Origin of the sequence: Carboxydothermus pertinax (genome assembly GCF_001950255.1) — a bacterium.
GTDB classification, from domain to species: domain Bacteria; phylum Bacillota; class Z-2901; order Carboxydothermales; family Carboxydothermaceae; genus Carboxydothermus; species Carboxydothermus pertinax.
On the sequence record NZ_BDJK01000055.1, the window covers coordinates 335,611 to 358,040 of the forward strand.

A 22,430-nucleotide genomic window follows, 5' to 3' on the forward strand; every position below is an offset into this window, starting at 1 on the left:
CACTATTCCACAGCAATATAAAAGGGATAATTCTTTTGCCCCCCAAAAAATATCTCTACATCACAGTTTTCATATTTTTCCTGCAACTGTAAAACCAGCTCATCAACTATTTCTTTTGCCACTTCTTCTCCGGTAAAGATAGAAATTAAACCGGAATCAACGGTAACCACCTTTGCAGTTGCTCTTAGGGCAACCGAAAGCAAATCTTTATCCGCATCAACAATATCCCCGTTAAAAATTGCAATATATTCACCATTCTTAATCATAAGGTCACCAAACTGAACATCCCGAACAGCAAAAGTTATTTCTATAACTTTTAAGTCTTGGATATGTTCTTCCATCTTAGATACCAATTCCTCAGGACGCGCCTCTTCATTAAAATACAAAAAAGCCGTTACAGTTTGCGCTGGATTTTTAGTTTTTACGATAAATACATTTTTATTAGTAAGATTTTTAGCTTGCTCCGCTGCTAAAATAATATTTTTATTATTAGGAAAAACTAAAACATTTTCCGCAGGAACACGGTTTATAGCATCTACAATGGCAGCAACCGAAGGATTAGTTTGTCCACCTTCAATAATCTCATCAATTCCCAATTGTTTAAAAATCTCGCTAAACCCCTCACCAGGAGATACCGCTACCGTGCCAAGTTTCTTCAACGCATTTTGCCTACTTTGACTTTGTTCTAACATGTTATCGATCTTAATATTATAAATAAGTCCCCAGCGTAACCCTAATTCTAATGCCTCTCCCGGGTGATTGGTATGAACATGAACTTTAACCGTATTTTCATCACCAGCAACAATTAGTGAGCCTCCGATATCATTTAATTCTTGGCGAATTTTATCTAAAAATAATTTCTCTCCCTTAATTATAAACTCTGTGCAATAGATGTAGTCTAAGCTAACCTCTTCCTTTAAAGGTATGCTTTCAGCTTTGGACGTTAAATTGGTAGTTGCCGGATTTAATACCAGATTTTCTCCCCTAAGGCCAGCTAAACTGCCCTGTAAAAATAGCACTAAACCCATACCTCCGGAATCAACCACACCGGCTTTTTTTAAAGCTGGTAATAGTTCTGGCGTTTTAGCTAAGGCCATCTCTCCGTATTGGATAGCTTCTTCAATAAGCTCCACAATATTGTTTTTACTTCGGATATTTTTTCTAAAACCTTTACCAATTTCCCTTAGCACAGTTAGGATTGTTCCTTCCACCGGCTGGGCAACTGCCCGGTAAGCATAAACTACCCCGTATTGAAAAGCTTTAGATAGCTCTGCAACTCCTGCTTCTCGCTTATTTTTAAAGCCCCGGGCAAAACCTCTTAAAACCTGGGAAAGGATAACCCCCGAATTCCCCCTTGCTCCAAATAATGCTCCCTGGGCTGCAAGATCAGCTACTTTCCCTAAATGGTCATCTTTTACCTGACTTATTTTTTCCGCGGCTATTCGCATTGTTGCAGCCAAATTTGTTCCAGTATCGCCATCGGGAACCGGAAATACATTTAACTGATTTAATTTTTCTTTATTTTGTTCAAGAGTAGTAGCAGCTGCTATTATCATTTTTGCATAATCTATTCCATTTAACTTTTCCAAAACAAACCACTCCTTAATCTTTTGCTAAGTAAACTGTACCAAGGGCACCAGGCCCAATATGGCTTGCGATAACTGGTCCAACTGAATGGATTTCAATGTCGTCCCGGCCTAATTTTTCTTTAAGTTTATTTTGCATTTTAATCGCTGCATCACGAGCATAAAATTCAACTACTCCTGCCCATAAAGCATCAGAAGGGATCAAATCATATAACTTTTCAAAGGCTTTATTAAATGTCCTTATCTTTTCCACAACCTCGATAGCCCCATCTACCATAGTAAGAACCGGTTTTATTTGTAATATACTTCCAAAAAGTGCCGCCGCACCTCCAATTCGTCCACCCCGATGTAAAAACTCCAAACTATCGGGAACAAAATAAAGTTTCATTCGGGGAACTATACTTCTGAGCTCCTGATAAATTTTTAACGCTTCTTCCCCCTCCCGAGCCTTTTGCACCGCATATTTTATCATGTACGTTTGAGCCCCTACAATTGCTTTTGAATCCAAAACGTATATTTTTCGTCCATCTAACTCATTAGCTGCGGCTAAAGCACTATTATAGGTGCCGCTAAATCTCGAAGAAATCGTAATACATACAATCTCATACCCTAATTTTAACTTTTCCTCAAAAATTTTTTTAAAAGCTGAGGAAGGTGGTTGAGAGGTAGTAGGTCGTTCTTTTGTACTCATTAAAACTTCATAATACCTTTTAATTTCCGTTAAGCTGTCGATAAAATCATATTGTCCGATATGGGCTGTAAGCGGTACAATTTCTAGAATTTCCTTATTTTCTTCCATATAATCCGGGGTTAAATAGCCAATTGAGTCAGCAACAATAAAAGTTTTATTCATTAAATTCCCCTCTTTCACACAATTATTCCAATTTTTTTTAAAACAATAAAGATTTTTTATACTACATAAAAATTTTAATCAAAGTTATAAATTAATTCAACTTTTTTTATAATCCGACATTAATTCACCCTTACTATTTTAGCATTTTTTTGTTATGATATTAGGGGAGGTGTTATTATATGGTAAAACTGGTAAGAGAGGGAACAACCTTTGGCCAAAAAGATGTAATTGAACTTTTGGTAGAGTTTTCCTCTTTTAAAGACCGGGTCAATAAAAAATTTAAAGAAATTGCCCGGGAGTTTGAAGGTAAAAGCAACGAACACGATCTCTGGGTAAATCTTTATTTAATTGCCTCAGATTATGCCGAGGAAATGCAAAACCGGCGGGCAAAACAGGAAATGTTAAGCCAAAAAATTAGCTAAACCTTTTTTAAAAGCTCAATTTCTTCCGGAGTTAATTCCCGGTATTCACCAGGTAAAAGCTCACTATCTAAAGTTAATCCTCCTATTCTTAATCTTTTTAAATACACTACCCGTTTCCCTAAGGCCTGAAACATTCTTTTTACTTGATGATATTTCCCTTCTGTAAGAATAATTGTACCTTTTTTTTCCCCTCCTTTACCTAAAAGCCGGGCAGGTTTGGTAAGGTAACCATCATCAAGCCTGATCCCGGTTTTTATTTTTTCAAAATCCATTTCTTCTAAAGGCTGGTCTAATTCAAAATAATATTCTTTTTCCACTTCTTTTTTCGGAGAGGTTAAATGATGGGCTAGCTTACCATCATCAGTTAAAATCATTAGCCCTTCAGTATCTACATCAAGCCTTCCCACAGGAAAGATTTCGCGATGAAAAGGTATTAACTCTACCACCGTTGGGTAATATTTATCTATCGTAGCCGAGACGTACCCCTGGGGCTTATTTAACATAAAGTAAACAAAAGGTTTGTAAGTTATTTCCACCCCTTTTACTTTAACGATAGCTTCCTTTTCATTAAAATTATAAGCGGGATCTTTTACCACGGTACCATTTACCTCTACCTTTTGAGCTTTAAGAAGTTTTCGGACTTCTTTTCGCGTACCAAATCCCATATGAGCTAAAAATTTATCAATCCGCACTATGATCCCCCTTTTTCTCTTTAGCTAAAACTTTTGCTTGAGCAAAAATGCCCCGGTACTTTTCCATAAGTCTGGGAACATTACGCAAATAATTTTGTGTTTCAGAAATATATAGATAATTGTTATTATAAACATTCCCAGGTCCAGCGTTATATGCCGCTAATGCTAGCTGTAAATCACCAAAACGTTTATATTGAATAGCTAAATATTTAGCACCACCAATTATATTTTGCTCGGGATCATAAGGATTTACCCCTAAGCCGCGAGCAGTACTAGGCATTAGCTGCATAAGCCCAATTGCCCCAGCAGGGCTTATAGCATTAGGATTGCCCCCCGATTCCTGCTCAATTACTGCAGCAATTAATGCTGGATCTAGATTATATAATTCCGCCGCTTTGAAAATATATTGGGACCAACGTAATACTTTATGCTTTTGGTCTAAAAACTGAATAAAATTTTTAGGGCCAATAGCCACTTTTTGCTGGTCACTGGTGGTATAAATTCGTATTGTTAAAAAATCAGCAAAAGCTACCAGTGAATTTCTAATATTGCTTTTAATGATGTAACCAGCCGAAATATTCATATCTTTTTTATCCTTTTCTTTTACTTTAAAGTTTCTAAGTTCATGCCCAATAAAAGCAATGGTATCTTTTAGTCCTTCTTTAAATTCGTAATATTTTTCTTTTTTAAAAGAAAAGGTAGCTTTTCGGTCTAGCTTAAATTCTTTTAAAGTAACACTATAGGGAGGATTATAACTTGTTACCTTTGAAATTAATGCTACTTCCAAGTTTGTTGGTATTAAATACAGATATATAATTATAAATAACAAAATAACCCCACTAATTAAAATTAATCTCAGGAATAAATTGCTAATATTTTGTCCAATTGTAATGGCTTGCTGCCGAATATGAAAGTTCATTAAAGGTTTCAAACTTTTCCTCCCCCAATTTAAGGTGTTACTTTAATAATTCTTTTTCGCGAACGCCTTTTCCTGCAAAAAAAGGGTGTAGCTTGAAACTACACCCTTAATCTCCTTCCCGGGAATATGGAATTCCTACCGAAGCTGGGGGTTGTGCTTTTCTAACTACGCCTGCCAGTACTAATAAAGTTAAAAGATAAGGTATCATCTTTATGAACTGGTAGGGAATAACTTTACTTTGGACAACCCGCATACTTATCGCTTCTGCAAAGCCAAACAGGAAAGAGGCCCAAAAAGATCCAAAGGGCATCCAGTTGCCAAAAATCATAGCAGCAAGAGCGATAAAACCTTTGCCCTGGGTCATCCCTTCTACATACATATGGGTATGTTCTATAGAAAGATACGCCCCAGCAAGGCCAGCAAAAGCTCCACTGATAATCACTCCTAAATAGCGATAAGGGATAACTTTTACCCCCAGGGTATCGGCAGCCAGTGGATTTTCCCCAACGGCTTTTAAGCGTAAACCAAAAACTGTCCTTTCCAAAACCCAGTAAGTTATAAAAACAAGGAGAATTCCAAGAATAATAATTGGAGAAATATCGGTAGCAATTGGCTTTAAGGCATTAATGTTTTTTAGTAAGGGTATATCGATTTTCGGCAAACCATTAACGCTGGGGCTGGTAGTTGCCATCCCAAACAAAGCAATACTGAAAAATCTTGCTAAACCGTAAGCAAGAATATTTATAGCCACCCCCGAAACAATTTGGTCAACCCGGTAAGTTACTGTAACCACCGCATGGATTAAAGCCACCAGCATGCCCATTGCTATCGCCAGTAAAAAACCACCTACCGGGCCGTAATGTAAAGCACCGTAAGCTCCCCAAAAGGCACCGGTCATCATCATTCCTTCAAGACCAATATTGGTTACACCACTTCGCTCCGAGTAAATTGCTCCCAAGGCAGTAATTAATACAGGAATGGTCATGCGAAGAGCCGAGGCTAACATTTCCATAATATCGCCCATTATTAAGCCTCCTTCTTCTCTAATCTCTTAATGTATCTTCCTAAAATATTAGCTGCAACCACAACACTTAATATAATTATTCCTTGCATGATAACTATTGTTTCCATAGGAACCCCCATAAAAGTTTGGACACCTTCTGCTCCGCGGTTTAAAAAGCCAAACAATAAGGCCGCTAAAATAATACCAAAGGGGTTGTTGTTACCCATCAAAGCAACGGCAATACCATTAAACCCAAAGTTTTTCGGAAAGTCCAAATCCATATATCCGTAAAAGCTTAAGAGGTGGGAAAGACCAATTAAGCCTGCAACTGCACCACTTAGTAAAAACCCTTTAAAATATACTTTGTTGGGATTTATTCCGGCAGCCTCAGAAGCCTTAGGATTACTTCCTACTGCTCGGATTTCATAGCCAAAGGGGGTATGCCAAAGTAAATAATAAATCCCAACAGCTAAAAGTAAACCAATTACAAAGAACCAGTTAAGATAAACGTAATTAGGTAAATCGATACCAAAAAAGCTTAAAAATCCATGGAGTTTTGGCATTAACGCTGATTCGGCAAAGTGCGGAGTTCGAATTAAAGGACTACCCAATCCTTCTGGCACTTTTTGATTCCGGTCCATAAAGAGGTCCGCAATAAAATAGTGAATTAAAGAATAGGCAATATAGTTTAGCATTATAGTACTGATGACTTCATGAACACCACGCCGGATCTTTAAATAAATTGGTACCAGAGCCCATAAAACTCCTCCAAGCATTGCCGCAAAAATTGCAAGAGGTAAATGGATAAAAGCTGGAAGTCCGGTAAACGTAAAACCCACAAAAGCAGCAAAAAAGGCTCCAATGAAATACTGTCCTTCCACACCAATATTGAAAAGTCCTACTTTAAAACTAAGGGCTACTGCCAAACCTGAAAAAATTAGGGGTGTTGCGTTAAATAAAATAGCTCCAATACTATCAGATCGTCCAAGACTAAATTCAACCATCGTTTGATATACTTCCAGCGGGCTTTTCCCAATTGCTACAATTAAGATCGAACTTAAAGCAATAGCAAACAGTATCGCTAGAACTGGAGTCAAAAGCTGTAGTAAAATAATTTTTGCCCGTTTATTCATTGACCTACCCCCGCTTCCTTATGTGCCCCTAGCATGTATTGACCAATTTTCTCGAGTTCTAATTCGCCCGGCACAAACTCTTTAACAATTTCTCCATTGTACATAATTCCTACCCGATCAGATAGAGAAAGCACCTCTTCCAAGTCCGCAGAGATTAATAATACTGCTTTGCCATGGTTTCTTGCTTCAATTAACTTTTTGTGCACAAACTCAATTGCCCCGATGTCTAAGCCTCGCACCGGCTGAGCTGCAATAATAAGGTCAGGTTCATAACTTAATTCCCGGGCTAAAATTACTTTTTGTTGGTTTCCCCCCGAGAGATTACGAATAGCCAGCTCAATAGAACCCAAGCGAATATCATATTCTTCAACCTTTTGGTTGGTGAGAGCTTTAATTTTATCCCGGAATAATTTCCACCAGGTACTATAAGCTTTATTTCGCTCTAATCCAAGTACCATATTTTCCCATACGGTCATTGGTAAAACTAAGCCCCGATGATGCCTGTCTTCAGGAATATAACCAACACCAATCTCTCTAATGGCTTTGGTATCAAGTCCTTTATTGCTTTTCCCCTTTATCAATATCTCCCCGCCGTCATAAGGCAAAAGTCCCATTATAGCTTCTACCAGCTCCCGCTGGCCATTTCCTTCTACCCCAGCTATTCCATAAATTTCACCAGCCCGCACAGCAAGGCTAAGCTTGTTTAACTGATGCCGATCTAAGCTACCTTTAACTTCTAAATTTTTTACCTCTAAGATGGTATCACCAGCTCTAACTTCCGGCTTTTCCAATCTAAATAATACTGGACGGCCAACCATCATTTCTGCCAGTTGTTTTTTATTAGTCTCAAAAGCCTTTACCGTACCAATTACTTTTCCTCGACGCAATACTGTAATTCTATCAGAAATTTCTAACACTTCGTCAAGCTTATGACTTATAAATAAAATCGTTTTACCTTCTTGTTTTAATTTTATAAGGTTTACAAAAAGTTCTTTTACTTCTTGGGGAGTTAAAACTGCTGTTGGTTCGTCTAAAATTAATATTTCTGCTCCGCGGTAAAGAACTTTCAAAATTTCCACCCGCTGTTGATGCCCTACCGATAAATCACCCACTGGAGCATCAAGGTCCAACTTAAAGTCATATAATTCACACAGCTCTTCAACTCTTTTCCGCGCTTTAACAAAATCAATAATACCACCGGAACTGTTTTCATGACCAAGGATAATGTTTTGAACCACGTTAAACCGGCTAATTAGCATAAAATGCTGGTGGACCATCCCAATGCCTTTTTTTATCGCATCCCGTGGCCCACTAAGTTTTAAAATTTGTCCCTTTAAATACATTTCACCTTCATCCGGCTGGTAAAGGCCAGTTATAATCTTCATTAAGGTACTTTTTCCGGCGCCGTTCTCTCCCACTAAAGCATGAACTTCTCCTTTAATAGCATCAAAAGAAATATTGTCATTAGCAACCAGCCCGGGGAAGCGTTTGGTAATACCCTTTAATTCCAGAACTTTTTCCACCGTATTTCCCCTTTCCTCGTTTTTCCTATTAAGGCAATAAAACTATAAGAGGAGATGACTATTGTCATCCCCCCCTCGCTTAGTATAATGGCATCAAACTTTTTTGTAAAGCATTTATTAAGTTAATTTTAAAGTTATTTTAACTCTTTTTTGCTGGTTGGTACCTTAATTTCTCCATTTATGATCTTGGTCTTAATTTCTTCGAGTTTGGGTTTAATATCTGCAATAAGGTCTTTATTATATTCATTTACAGCATATCCTACCCCATCTTCTTTAAGACCAAATTCTTGGTACCCACCCTTAAAGTTGTTTTCTACCATGCTCTTGATGGTATCAAATACCGCGGTATCAACCCGTTTTAACATACTGGTTAAGATGTAAGGTCTTTGCGCTTCAGGAGCAGTTAAAGATTGGTCGGAGTCAACCCCTATCGCCAATTTTTTCTGACTAGCCGCTGCTTCAATAACCCCTACGCCGGAAGCACCCGAAGCATGATAAATTACATCGGCACCATTTTTAATTTGTTTTAAGGCTAATTCCTTACCCTTAACTGGGTCTTTAAAAGCATCACCAGTAGTTCCAATATAATCAGACAATACTACAATCTTAGGATTTATATATTTGGCACCCGCAATGTATCCCGCTTCAAACTTTTCAATTAAAGGAATTTGCATACCACCAACAAAGCCAATTTTACCAGTTTTACTCTTTAAAGCTGCCGCAGCACCTACCAAGAAAGAGCCTTCATGTTCTTTAAAGAGCAAACAAGAAATGTTGCTGTCTTCTTTTAAGTCAGGAACATACCCGTCAATTAAGGCAAACTTGGTTTGGGGGAAGTCTTTAGCCACTTTGGCAATAGCATCGGTAAACATAAAACCCACACCAAAAACAAGATCATACTTATCTTGAGCCAGTAATCTTAAAAGCTGTTCCCGGTTTTCACCACCGGCAGACGGCTCTAAGTATTTTACTTCAATTTTATCCCCAAATTCTTTTTGAGCCCGCTCCAGTCCAGCATAAGCAGCATCGTTAAAGGACTTATCCCCACGGCCACCCACGTCAAATACAAGACCAACTCTAACTTTCTTAGTTTCCTCCTTCTTGGCTGGTTCTTCAGTTTTCTTAGCGCAACCGGCAAGCAAAGTTGATGCAGCAAATATTACTAAAATAAAAGCTGCTAATAAAGACTTAAATTTTCGCATACCATATCCTCCTTAAAATTTATAATATATAATATTATAATAACCAAATTATACTTCTTTCTTTCCTTTTTCACCTCCTATTAATGTATACTGTATTACAATACAATTAAACTAGCAACTGCTTTTCTAAGCTTCATAATTCGACAATCTTTTTACTTTTCCTGCTGATAAAAAATTTTTTTAAACTTTTTCAACAAATTCTTGGTAAATTTTCCCCTAAAGGCATATCTATAATTCTTTCACCACCAAAAGCATTTTTTAAATAAACTATACCTTGGGGCTCATTTTTTACCTCGCCTATAATTGCAGCATTTTGTCCTAATGGATGGGTCTTCATTGTTTCTAAAACTTCAGTTGCAACTTCCGAAGGTAAAATCACCACTACCTTGCCTTCGTTGGCTAAAGCAAAAGCATCTAAGCCCAAATACCCACATAAAGTTTTAACTTGGGGTCGAATAGGTATAGACTCCTCCCATAATTCAATTCCCACTCGGCTTTGTTTGGCAATTTCATTTAAAGTAGCCGCAAGTCCTCCACGGCTGGGATCACGCATAGTATGAACTGGGAAATTCTCTAATATAAGCTCAATTAAATCATTCAAAGGGGCACAGTCACTTATAAAATCCCCGGTAATATTTTCCCGGCAAGCTAATATTGCTGCCCCATGGTCTCCTAAAAAACCATTTACTAAAATTTTATCCCCCGGTTTAGCTGCTCGCCCCGTAGGAATAAAGGGAGCATTGATAACCCCAATGCCAGAAGTATTAATATAAATTTGATCGCCCTTTCCTTTTTCAACTACTTTGGTATCACCGGTAACTATTTTTACCCCAGTAATTTTAGCAGCTTCGGCTATTGATTGAATGATTCTTTCAAGTTCCGGGATCATTAACCCTTCTTCTAATATTAACCCCAGCGATAAAAATAACGGTTTTGCTCCCATCACCGCAAGATCATTTACGGTTCCATAAACTGCTAATTTGCCGATATCCCCTCCAGGAAAAATGCGGGGACTTACTACAAAGCTATCAGTTGAAAAGACAATTTTAGAAGTAGGTAATGATAAAACAGCCCCATCATCACCTTGGAAAAGATATTCATTCCCTAAATATTTTTTAAAAAGGTTATCAATAAGCTTTGCCGTTAATTTGCCGCCTGCCCCATGGGCTAAGGTAATCAAATCCATCCCCTTACCTCCTACCATATTTAAAATAAGCTGCACAACTACCTTCGCTAGACACCATGCAAGCCCCTACCGGTTTTTCGGGAGTACAGGCTTTACCAAAAAGAGGACAAGCGGGAGGTAAAACTTTACCAAGCATAATTTCTCCACATTTACATCCCCGCGGTATAATTGGCTGCCGATCTTTTAAACCAAACTTCTTCTTAGCATCAAATTTTGCGAACTTTTCCTTTAAAAATAAACCGGAAGAAGGAATATTACCTATACCTCGCCAATAAGCATCACCAATCTCAAATACCTCACTAATAATTTTTTGGGCAACAATGTTACCGTGTTCTCGGACCACCGTTGGATAGGCGTTGTAATAACCTGGTTCCCTTTTTAAAATTGAATTTACTACTAGAGAAATTCCCAACAGTAACTCTTCCGCGGTAAATCCTGTAACCACTGCTGGTACTTGATATTTTTCGGTAATAAACCTAAAAGATTTTGCTCCTATTACCGCTGAAACATGTCCTGGTAAAATAAAGCCGTTTATCCTAATTTCTTGGGAAAATAAAAAGTGGATTGCGGGAGGTACTGTCTTAACGGATAAAATCACCGAAAAATTGTTAAGTTTTTTATTAAAAGCCTCTAAGATTACAGCTCCTAAAGCCGGAGCCGTAGTTTCAAAACCAGCCCCAAAAAAAACCACCTCAATCTTGGGGTTTTTTTCAGCAAATTCCAATGCTACCCTAGGTGAATAAGCTACTTTTATCGGAAATCCTTGGGCTTTTAGTTCATTTAAGGTTCGACCTTCTCCTGGTACTTTCATCATATCGCCAAAGGTAAACATTGTTACGGTGTTATTTTCAATTAAATCCATGGCTTCAACAATTACTTCCTCTCCAGTAACACATACCGGACAACCTGGTCCCGAAACGAGGTTAATATTTTCAGGAAGCAGGCTTCGAATTCCATGTTCAAACAAAGCCATGGTATGGGTACCGCAAACCTCCATTAGATTTATCGTTTGTCCCTTTTCTTTAGCAAGGTTCATAAGATTGTTAAACATCTTTAAAAGATTGGCATTTATCATTCCCATCTTAACTCCTTCAATAATTCCATTGTTTCATTATAAGCTTCCTCGGAAATAATTTCTACCGCATACCCGGTGTGAATTAAAACAAAATCTCCAACCTGGACTTGAGGTACCATTACCAAGCTAACCGGCTGTAAAACCCCACCTAAGTCAACAATAGCAAGCTCTCCTTCTATTTTTTCTACCTTACCTACTACAGCAAGACACATTTACCATCACTCCCTAATAAGCTTATTGGCAATATATACCTGACCCAATGCTATACCCTGATCATTTACTGGAACATATTCTGAAACCACTGGTTTAAAGTTTAAAGATTGCAAACGCTTAAAAGCTTTTTGCAACAATATTCGGTTTTGAAAAACTCCACCGGCAAAAAGGATTTTTTCAATTCCATAACTTTTTTTAACTATCTCGGCCACAGCAACAATCATTTCAACAACTGTATTATGAAATTTACCTGAAATTACCTCAATTGCTGTTCCTTTTCTTTTATCCTCAAGAATTTCTAGAATTAATGGCTTATAGTCTATTTCATAAGGAAATTTATCTATAATATTAAAATCATACCGCCCTGTCTCTTCTTTTTGGGCTCTGGTTTCCAGTAGTACTGCAGCCTGTCCTTCATAACTAATAATAGTCTTTAAACCAAGTAAAGCACTAACTCCATCAAAGAGTCGGCCAATACTTGAAGTATACAAAGTTTGCCGGGAAAGCCTATTTATAGCAAGCTCTAATTCGTCTGCAGCTACCTCCCATTTTGAAATATTCTCCGATAAGTCTACCCCAGTTGTCGCAATTAAACTTAGGGCAGATTTCCAGGGTTTTTTAACTGCATCATCGCCATCTAATAGAGGAAAATACTTTAAATGAGCAATACGCTCATATTTTTCATCAGTAAGAGCAACAAAAAATTCTCCTCCCCAGATCATACCGTCTTCACCATAACCGGTGCCATCAAAAATTACCCCCATAAAGGGAGGACTTATCCTCTTTTCTGCTACAACTGCCGCTAAATGAGCTTTATGGTGTTGGATAGGGATTTTTTGAAGCTTAGGATATTTTTCTTCTGCTAAAGTAGAAGTAAAATAACCAGGATGCAAATCAAAAGCCACAATTTTTGGGGTAAACTCAAAAAAATTGCAAAAATCTTCAATTCCCTTCAGATACGAACGCCTGGAGAGTAAATTATCAAGGTCACCAAAATATTGACTTAAATAAACGTAATCTTTTTTGGTAAGGGCAAAACTGTTTTTAAGCTGCCCACCTAAGGCCAAAATCCCCTCCCGTATACCCGAAACTTTAACGGGAAGGGGAGCAAGGCCCCGGGCCCGTCTTATAATAACCGGCTTATTTTTGTGAATCATTGCCACAGAATCATCAACCGGTCTTAATATTGGTCGATTATTGGTCAATATAAAATCGGCAATGCCTTTTAATTTAATAAACGCTTCTTCATCTTGATAAACGATTGGTTCCTCCGTAAGATTAGCACTGGTCATAATCAGTGCGTCAAAATGTTCCATTATTAGATAATGAAGCGGCGTGTACGGAAGCATAATGCCCAAATAGTTGTTATCTGGACTTACTTCCCGCGCTATTTTTGAACTTTTTTTCCTTCGACATAAAACTATCGGTCTTATTTTTGACGTCAAAAGTTTTTCCTCAGCTTTAGTTAACAAAACATATTTTTTGGCAGAAACTAAATCCCTAACCATTAGGGCAAAAGGTTTTGCTTCCCTGCGTTTTCGCTGCCTCAAATGTAAGACAGCTTGAGGATTAAGAGGATCAACCGCCAAATGGTAGCCCCCAAGGCTTTTTAGGGCAAGTATTTTTCCCTCTTTTAATAGCTTATAAACCCTGTAAATCGCCTTATCATCTTGTGCAATTAAGTTTTTTTCCGTATCATATAGAAAAAGTTGTGGCCCACAGGCGGAACAGGCCACAGGTTCAGCATGAAAACGCCTATTTTCAGGATTTTTATATTCCTCATAACACTCAGGACAAAGAGGGAACTCTTGCATGGAAGTATTAATCCGGTCATAAGGTAATTTTTCTATGATGGTAAATCTGGGACCGCAATTAGTACAGTTTATAAAGGGATATCGGAAACGCCGGTCTTCTTTATCGTAAAGTTCTTTTAAACAATCCTCGCAAACCGGTAAATCAGCAGGAACGATCAAAACTCCTTCCTTATCCCGATAACTTTCAATGATTTCAAAGGTTTCAAAATTATAAATTTTCTTCGCCTGCGTTACTGATATTTTTTCAATTATTGCCAGAGGTGGCTTGTCTTTTTTTATTGTTTTGATAAATTGCGCTATTTGGTGTTCTTTCCCTTCTGCTAAAATTTCCACCCCCGCTAAGCTGTTTTTTACCCACCCTGTGATTTGATTTTCCCGGGCAATCCGCCAGATAAAAGGGCGAAAACCAACCCCCTGGACTAACCCAGATACAGTTATTTTTTTAGAAACTTTCATTTCTTACTCTCCGCCTTTTTTGGCTCTAACCTTTTCCACAATAAACTCAATTAACGGTTCTAAACCTTCTTCCGTACGGGCACTAATGTAAAAACGCCGCTGGTCTGGGTTTAATGCTATAAGATCTTCTTCATACTGATTTAAGTCAAAATCAACATAATTTAAGAGGTCTATTTTATTTAGTACAGAAACCGCTGCTTCTCTAAAAATCACCGGATATTTCAGAGGTTTATCATTTCCTTCGGTAACACTTAATACCACCATTTTCATATCTTCACCCAAATCAAACCCCGCAGGGCACACAAGGTTTCCAACATTTTCAATAATTAAAAGATTTATTTCTTCAAGCGGCAATTTTTCCAGGACCTGGTTTATCATATTTGCATCGAGGTGACATCCGCCCAAGGTATTAATTTGTAAAGCAAAAACACCGGTATTCTCAATTCTTTCCGCATCTTTTGTAGTAGCCAAGTCTCCCTCAATCACCGCCGGTTTTATATCGGGAGGAAGCTTCAGTAAAAGTTTTTCCAAAATAGTAGTCTTACCGGCACCGGGAGAACTAATGATGTTCATAACAAAAATGTTTTTTTCCGAAAATATTTTTCGGTTTAAAGCGGCAATTGCATCATTTGCCTTTAAAATATTGGTGGTAAGTTGGACTTGCACTTTTTATTCCCCCTCATAGTAATCAATTAAGAGCTCGTCTCCAGAAATTATTTTAACATATCTACTGTGACAAAAGGTACAATAAAAACCTGGGCTTTCAAGCGAAAATATTTTCTCACAGGATTGACACCTAAAATAAGCCTTAACCTGCTCTATTTCCAAGACAGCATTTTTAGTTAATAAATCGCCTTTAGCGGCTTCAAAGGCAAGTTCCAAGGCCTCTGGTAGAGCATTGGTCAGCTCACCAACTTTTAGCTTAACTTTAGTAATTTTATTAATACCGTTCTTTCTGGCACTTTCCTCAAGAATAGCCAAAACACTTTCCATCAAAGCCGTTTCATGCATAAAAATTCGACCTTCCCTTCAAAAAGAGAAAACCGGGTTAATCCCCGGAATTTATCTCTTTTAAAATTTCCTTCTTTACTTTTTCTTTAACTGCCTGTAATTCGGAACTTAAATCTAATCCCCAGCCCATTTCTTTTGGTTCAATGCCAAAAAGGATAATTCTATTTAAGGAGGAGGGATCCTGAAACTTTAGCATTCCCAAAACTTCCATCAAGCCTACCTGGTGCAGGGAAAGGGAAAGGGGTAAATTTATTTCGATGTCAGTAGGCTTGAAACGGTAAATAGTTCCTGGAACGCCTCCTCCCCGGACCGCATCGATAATAATAACTTTATCCTTGCCTTCTATAAAGTCAAGAAGGTCCAAAGAAGCAGTTCCACCATCAACGAACTCGACATCATCTAAAGTGTATTCAGCTGCTAATTCTTTAACAATGTGAACGCCAATCCCTTCGTCTTTAAATATGCTGTTACCTATGCCCAAAACTAGTATTTTTGCCAAAGAAATCACCTACAGGGTTTGCCTTAATTGTTCCTTAGTTACCACCGTTGTCTCTTCCTCATCCACAGAAACATAGCCGGTAAACATCGATCTGATAATTCCCAAACCTTCGGTTAAATCGAGATACAAATGGATAGCAACTGTTATGACAAAAATCCAGTTTACTAAATAGTGAATAAGACGGGCAATGTTTAAACCCCCAAAGATATAAGCTAAAGTTGGAAAGCTACCAGGTTTATATAAGGCAAGTCCAGTCAAGATTTGAATAATCAGTAAAATACCCCACCCCGAATAAACTAGCTTTTGTCCCGGGTTGTACTTTCCCCAGTTAGGGTGTTCATCAGTTAAGAAAAGATAATATCTTAAAAGGGCCGGAAAATTTTTTAAGTCTCTAAATCTAAACCAGATATTTTGATAATCTTTGGTAGCAATTGCATAATAGACTCGAGCTAATAATCCTGCCATGACAACGTACATCATAAAAAAGTGAAGCTTTCTCGCTGCATCCATAGTTGAAAAGAAGTTGTACTTTAAAGGATTGTGAATATAAAAGCCTGAGATAATCAATGAAGTTATTGCTATCATATTAATCCAGTGGGTCAATCTAATAAACAGGGGATGACGTAATACCTTCCGGGTCATGGCTCCACCTCCTAATAAATTTTAAATTTACCCAAATCCTGACCCGGGGTAAATAAATGAACAGCACAAGCAAGACAAGGGTCAAAAGCCCGCACTACTCGAGCAACTTCAATTGGATTTTCTGGGTCTTTGACCGGAGTTCCTATTAAAGCCTGTTCAATAGGTCCTAACACCCCGTTATCATCACGGGGAGAAGCATTCCAGGTAGTTGGAACTACTGCTTGGTAATTGGCAATTTTGTGGTTTTTAATTTTAATCCAGTGTCCTAAAGCTCCCCGGGGTGCATCGGTTAAACCCATCCCTTCACTTTCCTTAGGAATCTCAAAAGGCGTATGGGTGGGTTTACCCGGTTCTAGCTCATTAAGCCATTCCTCCATTGCATGAGCCACTTGTGAGGCTTCCAGGGCACGGGCCAAATGACGCCCTAAAACGGAGAAAGCCTTTTCACCCAATCCGCGAATCTTCTTTTCACCTGCTATCCACATTCTAGCCAAGGGTCCTACTTCCATAGGATGACCTTCGTACCGTGGTGCCTTCATCCAAGAATAAGCTCCTTCTTTGCCCGGTTGAGGATTAGTTACACCATCTTTAGGATGCTTTTGGGTACCGCTATCTTCAAACCAAGAGTATTTTAAATGCTCTGTAATTTTTTCCGGATTTAATTCTTGATCTTGCCCCTGCAGGTAAATTCCAGGTTTTAAGAATCTTTCACTACCATCTTCCTTTTGGGGGAAGCTTCCGTAACTCATAAGATTTTGGCAACCCCGTCCAATATCAAAATAATCTTTGTAATACTCAGCAATAGCTAATACATCAGGTATATAAACATTATCAATAAAAGAAATAAGTTCTTGCAAACGAGAGCGAAAATTAATAATTTTTTGGGCATCAACATTTTCCGAAGACCCTCCGGGCACTATCCCGACCACATGGGGCATTTTCCCCCCAAAGATTGCTAACATTTCATGGGCTTTTTTCCGCATATCCAGAGCTTGAATATAGTGCTCCACCGCTTTTTGGTTAACCGCAGCCGGCAGCCGGTAATCCCCTTCATAACGGGGAATAAAGGGTGAAGCATCAGGCCCTTTAACATAGTCTAAAGCAGTTAAATGGTAAAAGTGCAAAATATGGGATTGCAAATAATTTGCTCCAAAAATTAAATTTCTTAAAATTCGACCATTTTTTGGCGGTTGAATCCCAAAAGCGTTGTCTAAATTAAAGGTGGCAGCAGTGGCATGGGCAGTGGGACAGACCCCGCAAATCCGCTGAGTAATTTGCTGAGCATCCCGCGGATCTCTTCCTACCAAAATAGTTTCAATACCCCGGTAAAGGACCCCTGAGCTTTTGGCATCTACTACTTTGCCACCGTCCACCATTACCTCAACTTTTAAGTGTCCTTCAATCCTGGTAAGCGGGTCAACTACGATTCTCTGGGCCATTAGTTTTCACCTTCCTTATCTTTTTTCTTATGCCCACCTAAGCGGCCAGTAGCAATATTTCCGATTAAATGAGCACCAAGTCCAATTGCGGTAGCCGCTCCCACCACTTCGCCAAAGGTATCAGCGGAAGCCGAAATACCTGGTAATTTAATCTCGGGCATCTTTTCGTATATTGGCCCTGTTTTGTCCGGAAATCCTGGTTCTGTACAACCAATGCAAGGGTGTCCAGCTTTAATACACCAGTTCACCCCGCCGTTCCAAAGCCTGGTAGGACAATCCGAATGGGTAACAGGCCCTTTACAACCAAGTAGCAGCAAACATCCCGGTTCGCTAAAATCTTTGGCAAATATGCTGTTATCAAAATACTGGCGCCGCGGACAATTGTCGTGGATTATTCCTCCGTAAAACATTTTGGGCCGTCCAAATTTATCAGTTTCCGGTAATTCATTGTATAAAAGTACATGCGCCAAACTCCCCACAAACCAATCAGGGTGGGGCGGACAGCCAGGAATATTCAAAACTTTTTGGGGATCAATGATTTTTGTTACTGGTACACATCCGGTGGGATTGGGCTCCGCCGCTGGAATTCCACCATAAGCGGCACAAGTACCAATAGCAATAACTGCCGACGCTTTCTCTCCAAGTTCCTTTACAACATCACTAAAATAAAGTTCCCGACCGTCTTTTTCACCAATTGAACAGTAAACGCCGTTATCTTTTGTAGGCACTGCCCCTTCCACTACCAAAAAGAATTTTCCTTTATTTTTTTCAGCTTCTCCTAAAAACGCTTCAACGGCAACATGTCCTGTTGCTGCACTAATATTGGGATGGAATTTTAAACTTATAATTTCCAGAAGAATTTCTTTAATATCCGGATGGACGGAGTTTAACAGGGAAACTGAACAGCCGGTACAGGAAGCGCCTTGAATCCAGATAACTGGCGGCTGGCCCTTAGCCGCCTTTTCCAGGGCTTGAGCCACTTCTGGAACCCTTTGGGACAATCCAAGACTTGCAGCAGTAAAAGAAGCAAACTTTAAAAATTCCCTCCTGGAAAACTTGTTCAAACCCAAAACCCCCTCTTTTTTGTTTTATCGTAAAAAGTACTACTTGCAATTTCCATGCCAAAGAAAAATCCCAGATTTTTAAGTCTGGGATTTTTTATGTGTCTATTTTTTAGACAGATTGACACAAAAATGCGCGAGTTTCATAATTTTTTATTAATTTGTCCATTTTTTAGACATGTCTAATAATTAGACATTTTTAGCAAAAAATAAAACAATCGTACATGATTGTGAAATTAGTAATTTTCTTGGATTAATTATATAAGATTAATTTATATAGTATGTTCCTTTTAGTACAAATTCGTAATATTAGATTTTTATTCCGTACTCTTTTATTTTTTGATATAAGGTTGCTCTGGGTATTCCTAATAGCCTAGCACATGCCAATTTATTGTAATTAGTTGCTTTTAATCCTTCAATTATTAATTTCTTTTCCACTTCCGCTACTGCTTCTTTAAAAGTTGTTATCTTTGTCACTTTCTCTCCGGATAGTGCTTTCGATGTTATTTGGGCAGGCAAATGTTCTGGCTTAATTAAATTACCTTCCGCCAGGTAATACGCTCTTTCAATTACATTTTGTAACTCCCGAATATTTCCAGGCCAAGAGTAATTCATTAAAATGCTCATAGCTTCACGAGTAACAATCTTAGGTACCATTTTTCGCCGTTCACAAAATTCGATCATAAAACGGTTTATCAACAGAGGTATATCGTCTCTGCGCTCTCTCAGGGGTGGAATACTAATATTAAAAACGTTTAACCGATAATAAAGATCCATCCTGAACCGTCCTTCCTTAACTAACTTAGCTAAGGGTTGATTTGTTGCGGCAATAATCCTTATATCAACTTTACGCGGTGCGTTACTTCCCACCCGCTCAAACTCCCGGTTTTGGATAAAACGTAATAGCTTTACCTGCATGTTTAGTGGCATATCACCAATTTCATCAAGAAATAGCGTTCCGCCATCAGCTTGTTCAATCTTTCCTGCTTTGCCCCCCTTTTTTGCTCCGGTAAATGCCCCTTCTTCATAGCCAAATAGTTCAGATTCCAATAAATTTTCCGGAATTGCCGCACAGTTAATAGCAACAAAAGGCTTTTCTGCCCTTTCGCTTAAATAATGAATAGTTCTTGCCGCAATCTCCTTCCCCACGCCACTTTCCCCTTGAATTAAAACATTGCCATCGGAAAGAGCAGCTTTTTCAATTAACTTTTTTACTTCAATTATTTTTTCCGTTTGGCCAGTAATCCCGTCCAAATAGTATTTTTTACGATTTTCCATTTCATATTTATTACGGTAAAATTCCGCTTCCCCTCTGGTCTTTTTTAATAAAAAGGGTAAGCACATATCAATTTCCGCAAGCCCCTGATAAACCGCAATAGCCTTTTCCCGACAGGAATTATATCCACAAGCCCCGCAATTTAGTTCATCTTCCGGTTGAAATTTATCCGTATAAGCCAATATTTCTCTAATTTCTTCTTCGGTAGGTAACGGAAGTTCCCTGGCCTTTACCGTATATTTAACCCGAAAGTTGCCAACAGGCTTTTTTACCAAAATCTTTTTATTTTCTTTACTTAATTCTAATAGATACTGGCGCCTTTCTATATACGTCAATACACTGTCAATTTCCGGTCCGTCAATACATCCTCGACAGAACAATAAATCGTAAAACAAAACTCCAGAAACTTTCTTTTCTTTTAAACTTTCTAAAGTCTCAATAACTTGCTCTTGTCCTTCAATAGAAATTCCCCTTTGACTTTCAATTTCATAACCTCTATGTTTTAGCGATTTTATTAATCCACCAGGTAAAGGAAAAGATTGAGTAAAATTTCTCGGATATTCCGAAACCCTTCGCGGAGCTACCTCTTTTAACATCTCTTTAATTTCTTTAAAAGTTAATACTGCATCAATATGGCTTTCATTAAAGTTTAAAGCTTCATTTTTTTTCGCTATACAAGGCCCTATGAATACCAAAAAAGATTTTGGCTCCTGCGTTTTTAAATACTTTGCTAAAGCTCCCATCGGTGACTTTATTGGAGCCAAATGATTAACTAATTCTGGATAATGTTTTTCAATTAATGACACAATAGCAGGACACGCCGAACTTATAACATAATCTTTCGCTTCCCGAAGGTAATTACCGTATTCTGGTAAGATAATTTCCACCCCAGCTGTTACTTCTTCAATTTTAGAAAAACCAAACGCCAGTAACTTTCCATGAACCTCTTCAGGTTTTAAGGGATAAAAAGATACCGGATAAGAAGGCGCTAAAAGTCCTATCACCTTATCCCCTTTTTTAATTCTTGCTAAAACTTCATCTTTAAAGGAATAAATTTTTTTAGCTTCCTGACTACAGACCCGAACACAACTCCCACAAGCAATACACCTTTCTTCCAGCACTTCAGCTTTTTGATCTTCTATCTTTATTGCCTTCACCGGGCAGTTACGAACACAGGCGTAACACGCTTTGCATTTTTCCTTATCCGTTGAAACGATCTGCAAACGCTTCACCTCCTAGAGGCTTAAGTGCTCTCTCCAATATCCCAGCATCATATGCAAATAACATGCCGTAATTAATTACTTTAATGCCTTGTTCTTTAAAATAGGCAATTCTCTGATGTATCTCTTCATTTGTTAACATACACCCGCCACAATGTACCGCTAAGTCCAGTTTTTCGTTAATTTTAAATTCCCGTCCTTTATGAAGGGTATAACTAAAATTCCGCCCGGTAAGTTTTTTAAGGATTGCTGGTATTTTTTCAGATCCAATATCATCCTTTTGTACGTGGTGGACACAGGCTTCAAAAATACCAATCTTTGCTCCTTCTCTTAACCTTTTAATTTTTTGTATACCTTCCAAAAAAATTGAGAGTTCCCCGCGATATCGGGCCATTAAAATAGAAAAAGAAGTCAAGGAAATATTTTCTGGGAGGATATCCCGCACCTTGGCAAAAACCTGGGAATCAGTTATTACCAGACCAGGCTCTTCTTTAAGGTTTAAGAGTAGTTCTCGTAAATTTTCTGGTTGTACTACATGGGTCACTATATAATTATCCAAAAGCTCTCTTAAGACAAGCATTTGCGGTTGAATAATCCTGCCTTTAGGAGCTCCAGCATCAATTGGAATCACCAATACCACCGATTTTCCTAATGGAACTATATCAGCTACCACCGTTTTTGTTAAACTATCCCGAAGATTTTGAACCAAGAATTCTCGAACAATCGAACCGTCATCCTTCTTACAATCATGAACTAAATACGAAATCTTAAATTTTTCAAAGAGCTGTTGCCACAACTCTAGGTTTTCCGTTTTATCCGATACTTTATTTATTACGCCAATTACAGTCTTTTTCTTTAGATTTTGTTCTATAAAATTAAGTTCATATTCTCCAGGGCTAACTTTAGTATTACCCACCAAAATAACTATGCTACAAATTTTTAAAACTTCTTGAGCCTTTGCCTTACGGATCTCCCCTAGAATAGAATCATCATCTAAACCGGGAGTATCAATAAACTCTACTGGACCAAAGGGTAAGAGCTCAAAGGCCCTGCGGTTTGGATCGGTAGTTGTCCCAGGAAGGGGAGAGGTTATAGCTCTCTCTTCGCCAGTAATATTGTTTAATAAGGTAGACTTGCCAGCATTACAACGACCAAAAATTCCAATTGTTTTTCGGTATATTCTCAAGGAATTTTCCATCGCCATC

Annotated in this window: 21 protein-coding genes; 1 reads left to right on the forward strand and 20 read right to left on the reverse strand. The window is 38.3% G+C overall.

The features are described 5' to 3' along the window. Window positions 1-2: 2 nt before the first annotated feature. Together cpu_RS11710 and cpu_RS11715 are read right to left on the reverse strand one after the other, a co-directional pair. Complete coding sequence (locus cpu_RS11710) at window positions 3-1,589, reverse strand: DAK2 domain-containing protein (protein ID WP_075860157.1); 1,587 nt, start codon at window positions 1,587-1,589, stop codon at window positions 3-5. A 13-nt stretch (window positions 1,590-1,602) separates the two neighbouring features. Next, window positions 1,603-2,439 carry a DegV family protein gene (locus cpu_RS11715; RefSeq protein ID WP_075860158.1) on the reverse strand — a complete coding sequence of 279 codons (837 nt, stop codon included), beginning with the start codon at window positions 2,437-2,439 and terminating at the stop codon, window positions 1,603-1,605. A gap of 179 nt (window positions 2,440-2,618) precedes the next feature. Here cpu_RS11715 and cpu_RS11720 point away from each other — a divergent pair, with 179 nt between their 5' ends. Continuing rightward, the gene (locus cpu_RS11720) at window positions 2,619-2,861 is read left to right on the forward strand and encodes a hypothetical protein (protein ID WP_075860159.1); all 243 of its coding nucleotides are present in this window, start codon (window positions 2,619-2,621) and stop codon (window positions 2,859-2,861) included. On the opposite strand, the gene cpu_RS11725 is transcribed toward cpu_RS11720, so the two are convergent. The 18 genes from cpu_RS11725 to hydF form a co-directional block, all read right to left on the reverse strand. Then, window positions 2,858-3,553, reverse strand: a complete 696-nt coding sequence (locus cpu_RS11725) for a pseudouridine synthase (RefSeq protein WP_200800682.1) — start codon at window positions 3,551-3,553, stop codon at window positions 2,858-2,860. The genes cpu_RS11720 and cpu_RS11725 overlap by 4 nt on opposite strands. Further along, window positions 3,543-4,484 carry a lytic transglycosylase domain-containing protein gene (locus cpu_RS14370; RefSeq protein WP_075860161.1) on the reverse strand — a complete coding sequence of 314 codons (942 nt, stop codon included), beginning with the start codon at window positions 4,482-4,484 and terminating at the stop codon, window positions 3,543-3,545. Before cpu_RS14370 ends, cpu_RS11725 begins: the two co-directional genes overlap by 11 nt. A 94-nt stretch (window positions 4,485-4,578) precedes the next feature. After that, the gene (locus cpu_RS11735) at window positions 4,579-5,496 is read right to left on the reverse strand and encodes an ABC transporter permease (RefSeq protein ID WP_088775907.1); all 918 of its coding nucleotides are present in this window, start codon (window positions 5,494-5,496) and stop codon (window positions 4,579-4,581) included. A gap of 2 nt (window positions 5,497-5,498) precedes the next feature. After that, complete coding sequence (locus cpu_RS11740) at window positions 5,499-6,608, reverse strand: ABC transporter permease (protein WP_075860162.1); 1,110 nt, start codon at window positions 6,606-6,608, stop codon at window positions 5,499-5,501. After that, window positions 6,605-8,131, reverse strand: coding sequence for an ABC transporter ATP-binding protein (locus cpu_RS11745; protein WP_075860163.1), 1,527 nt, complete (start codon window positions 8,129-8,131; stop codon window positions 6,605-6,607). Before cpu_RS11745 ends, cpu_RS11740 begins: the two co-directional genes overlap by 4 nt. Window positions 8,132-8,265: 134 nt before the next feature. After that, a complete protein-coding gene (locus cpu_RS11750; RefSeq protein ID WP_075860164.1) occupies window positions 8,266-9,333 on the reverse strand; it encodes a BMP family lipoprotein in 1,068 nt (355 codons plus the stop codon). Between the two features lie 190 nt (window positions 9,334-9,523). Continuing rightward, window positions 9,524-10,519 (reverse strand): hydrogenase expression/formation protein HypE, encoded by a 996-nt coding sequence (gene hypE, locus cpu_RS11755; RefSeq protein WP_077177331.1) that lies wholly within the window; start codon window positions 10,517-10,519, stop codon window positions 9,524-9,526. 4 nt (window positions 10,520-10,523) lie between these two features. Further along, window positions 10,524-11,600 carry a hydrogenase formation protein HypD gene (gene hypD / locus cpu_RS11760; protein WP_075860165.1) on the reverse strand — a complete coding sequence of 359 codons (1,077 nt, stop codon included), beginning with the start codon at window positions 11,598-11,600 and terminating at the stop codon, window positions 10,524-10,526. Then, window positions 11,591-11,806 carry a HypC/HybG/HupF family hydrogenase formation chaperone gene (locus tag cpu_RS11765; protein ID WP_075860166.1) on the reverse strand — a complete coding sequence of 72 codons (216 nt, stop codon included), beginning with the start codon at window positions 11,804-11,806 and terminating at the stop codon, window positions 11,591-11,593. Before cpu_RS11765 ends, hypD begins: the two co-directional genes overlap by 10 nt. A 6-nt stretch (window positions 11,807-11,812) precedes the next feature. Beyond that, window positions 11,813-14,077, reverse strand: coding sequence for a carbamoyltransferase HypF (hypF, locus tag cpu_RS11770; RefSeq protein WP_075860167.1), 2,265 nt, complete (start codon window positions 14,075-14,077; stop codon window positions 11,813-11,815). A gap of 3 nt (window positions 14,078-14,080) precedes the next feature. After that, window positions 14,081-14,743, reverse strand: a complete 663-nt coding sequence (hypB, locus tag cpu_RS11775) for a hydrogenase nickel incorporation protein HypB (protein ID WP_075860168.1) — start codon at window positions 14,741-14,743, stop codon at window positions 14,081-14,083. A 3-nt stretch (window positions 14,744-14,746) separates the two neighbouring features. Beyond that, entirely contained in the window at window positions 14,747-15,088 is a 342-nt protein-coding gene (locus tag cpu_RS11780) for a hydrogenase maturation nickel metallochaperone HypA/HybF (RefSeq protein ID WP_075860169.1), read from the reverse strand. 37 nt (window positions 15,089-15,125) lie between these two features. After that, window positions 15,126-15,587, reverse strand: a complete 462-nt coding sequence (locus cpu_RS11785) for a HyaD/HybD family hydrogenase maturation endopeptidase (protein WP_159434011.1) — start codon at window positions 15,585-15,587, stop codon at window positions 15,126-15,128. A 9-nt stretch (window positions 15,588-15,596) separates the two neighbouring features. Beyond that, window positions 15,597-16,229, reverse strand: coding sequence for a Ni/Fe-hydrogenase, b-type cytochrome subunit (cybH, locus tag cpu_RS11790; RefSeq protein WP_075860170.1), 633 nt, complete (start codon window positions 16,227-16,229; stop codon window positions 15,597-15,599). Window positions 16,230-16,240: 11 nt separating this feature from the next. Beyond that, window positions 16,241-17,668 (reverse strand): nickel-dependent hydrogenase large subunit, encoded by a 1,428-nt coding sequence (locus cpu_RS11795; protein WP_075860171.1) that lies wholly within the window; start codon window positions 17,666-17,668, stop codon window positions 16,241-16,243. Further along, window positions 17,668-18,732: a hydrogenase small subunit gene (locus tag cpu_RS11800; RefSeq protein WP_075860172.1), complete on the reverse strand. Its 1,065-nt coding sequence runs from the start codon at window positions 18,730-18,732 to the stop codon at window positions 17,668-17,670. Before cpu_RS11800 ends, cpu_RS11795 begins: the two co-directional genes overlap by 1 nt. Window positions 18,733-19,038: 306 nt before the next feature. Then, window positions 19,039-21,237 (reverse strand): sigma 54-interacting transcriptional regulator, encoded by a 2,199-nt coding sequence (locus cpu_RS11805; RefSeq protein ID WP_077177333.1) that lies wholly within the window; start codon window positions 21,235-21,237, stop codon window positions 19,039-19,041. Then, window positions 21,206-22,423 (reverse strand): [FeFe] hydrogenase H-cluster maturation GTPase HydF, encoded by a 1,218-nt coding sequence (hydF, locus tag cpu_RS11810; RefSeq protein WP_075860174.1) that lies wholly within the window; start codon window positions 22,421-22,423, stop codon window positions 21,206-21,208. Before hydF ends, cpu_RS11805 begins: the two co-directional genes overlap by 32 nt. Between the last annotated feature and the right edge of the window lie 7 nt (window positions 22,424-22,430).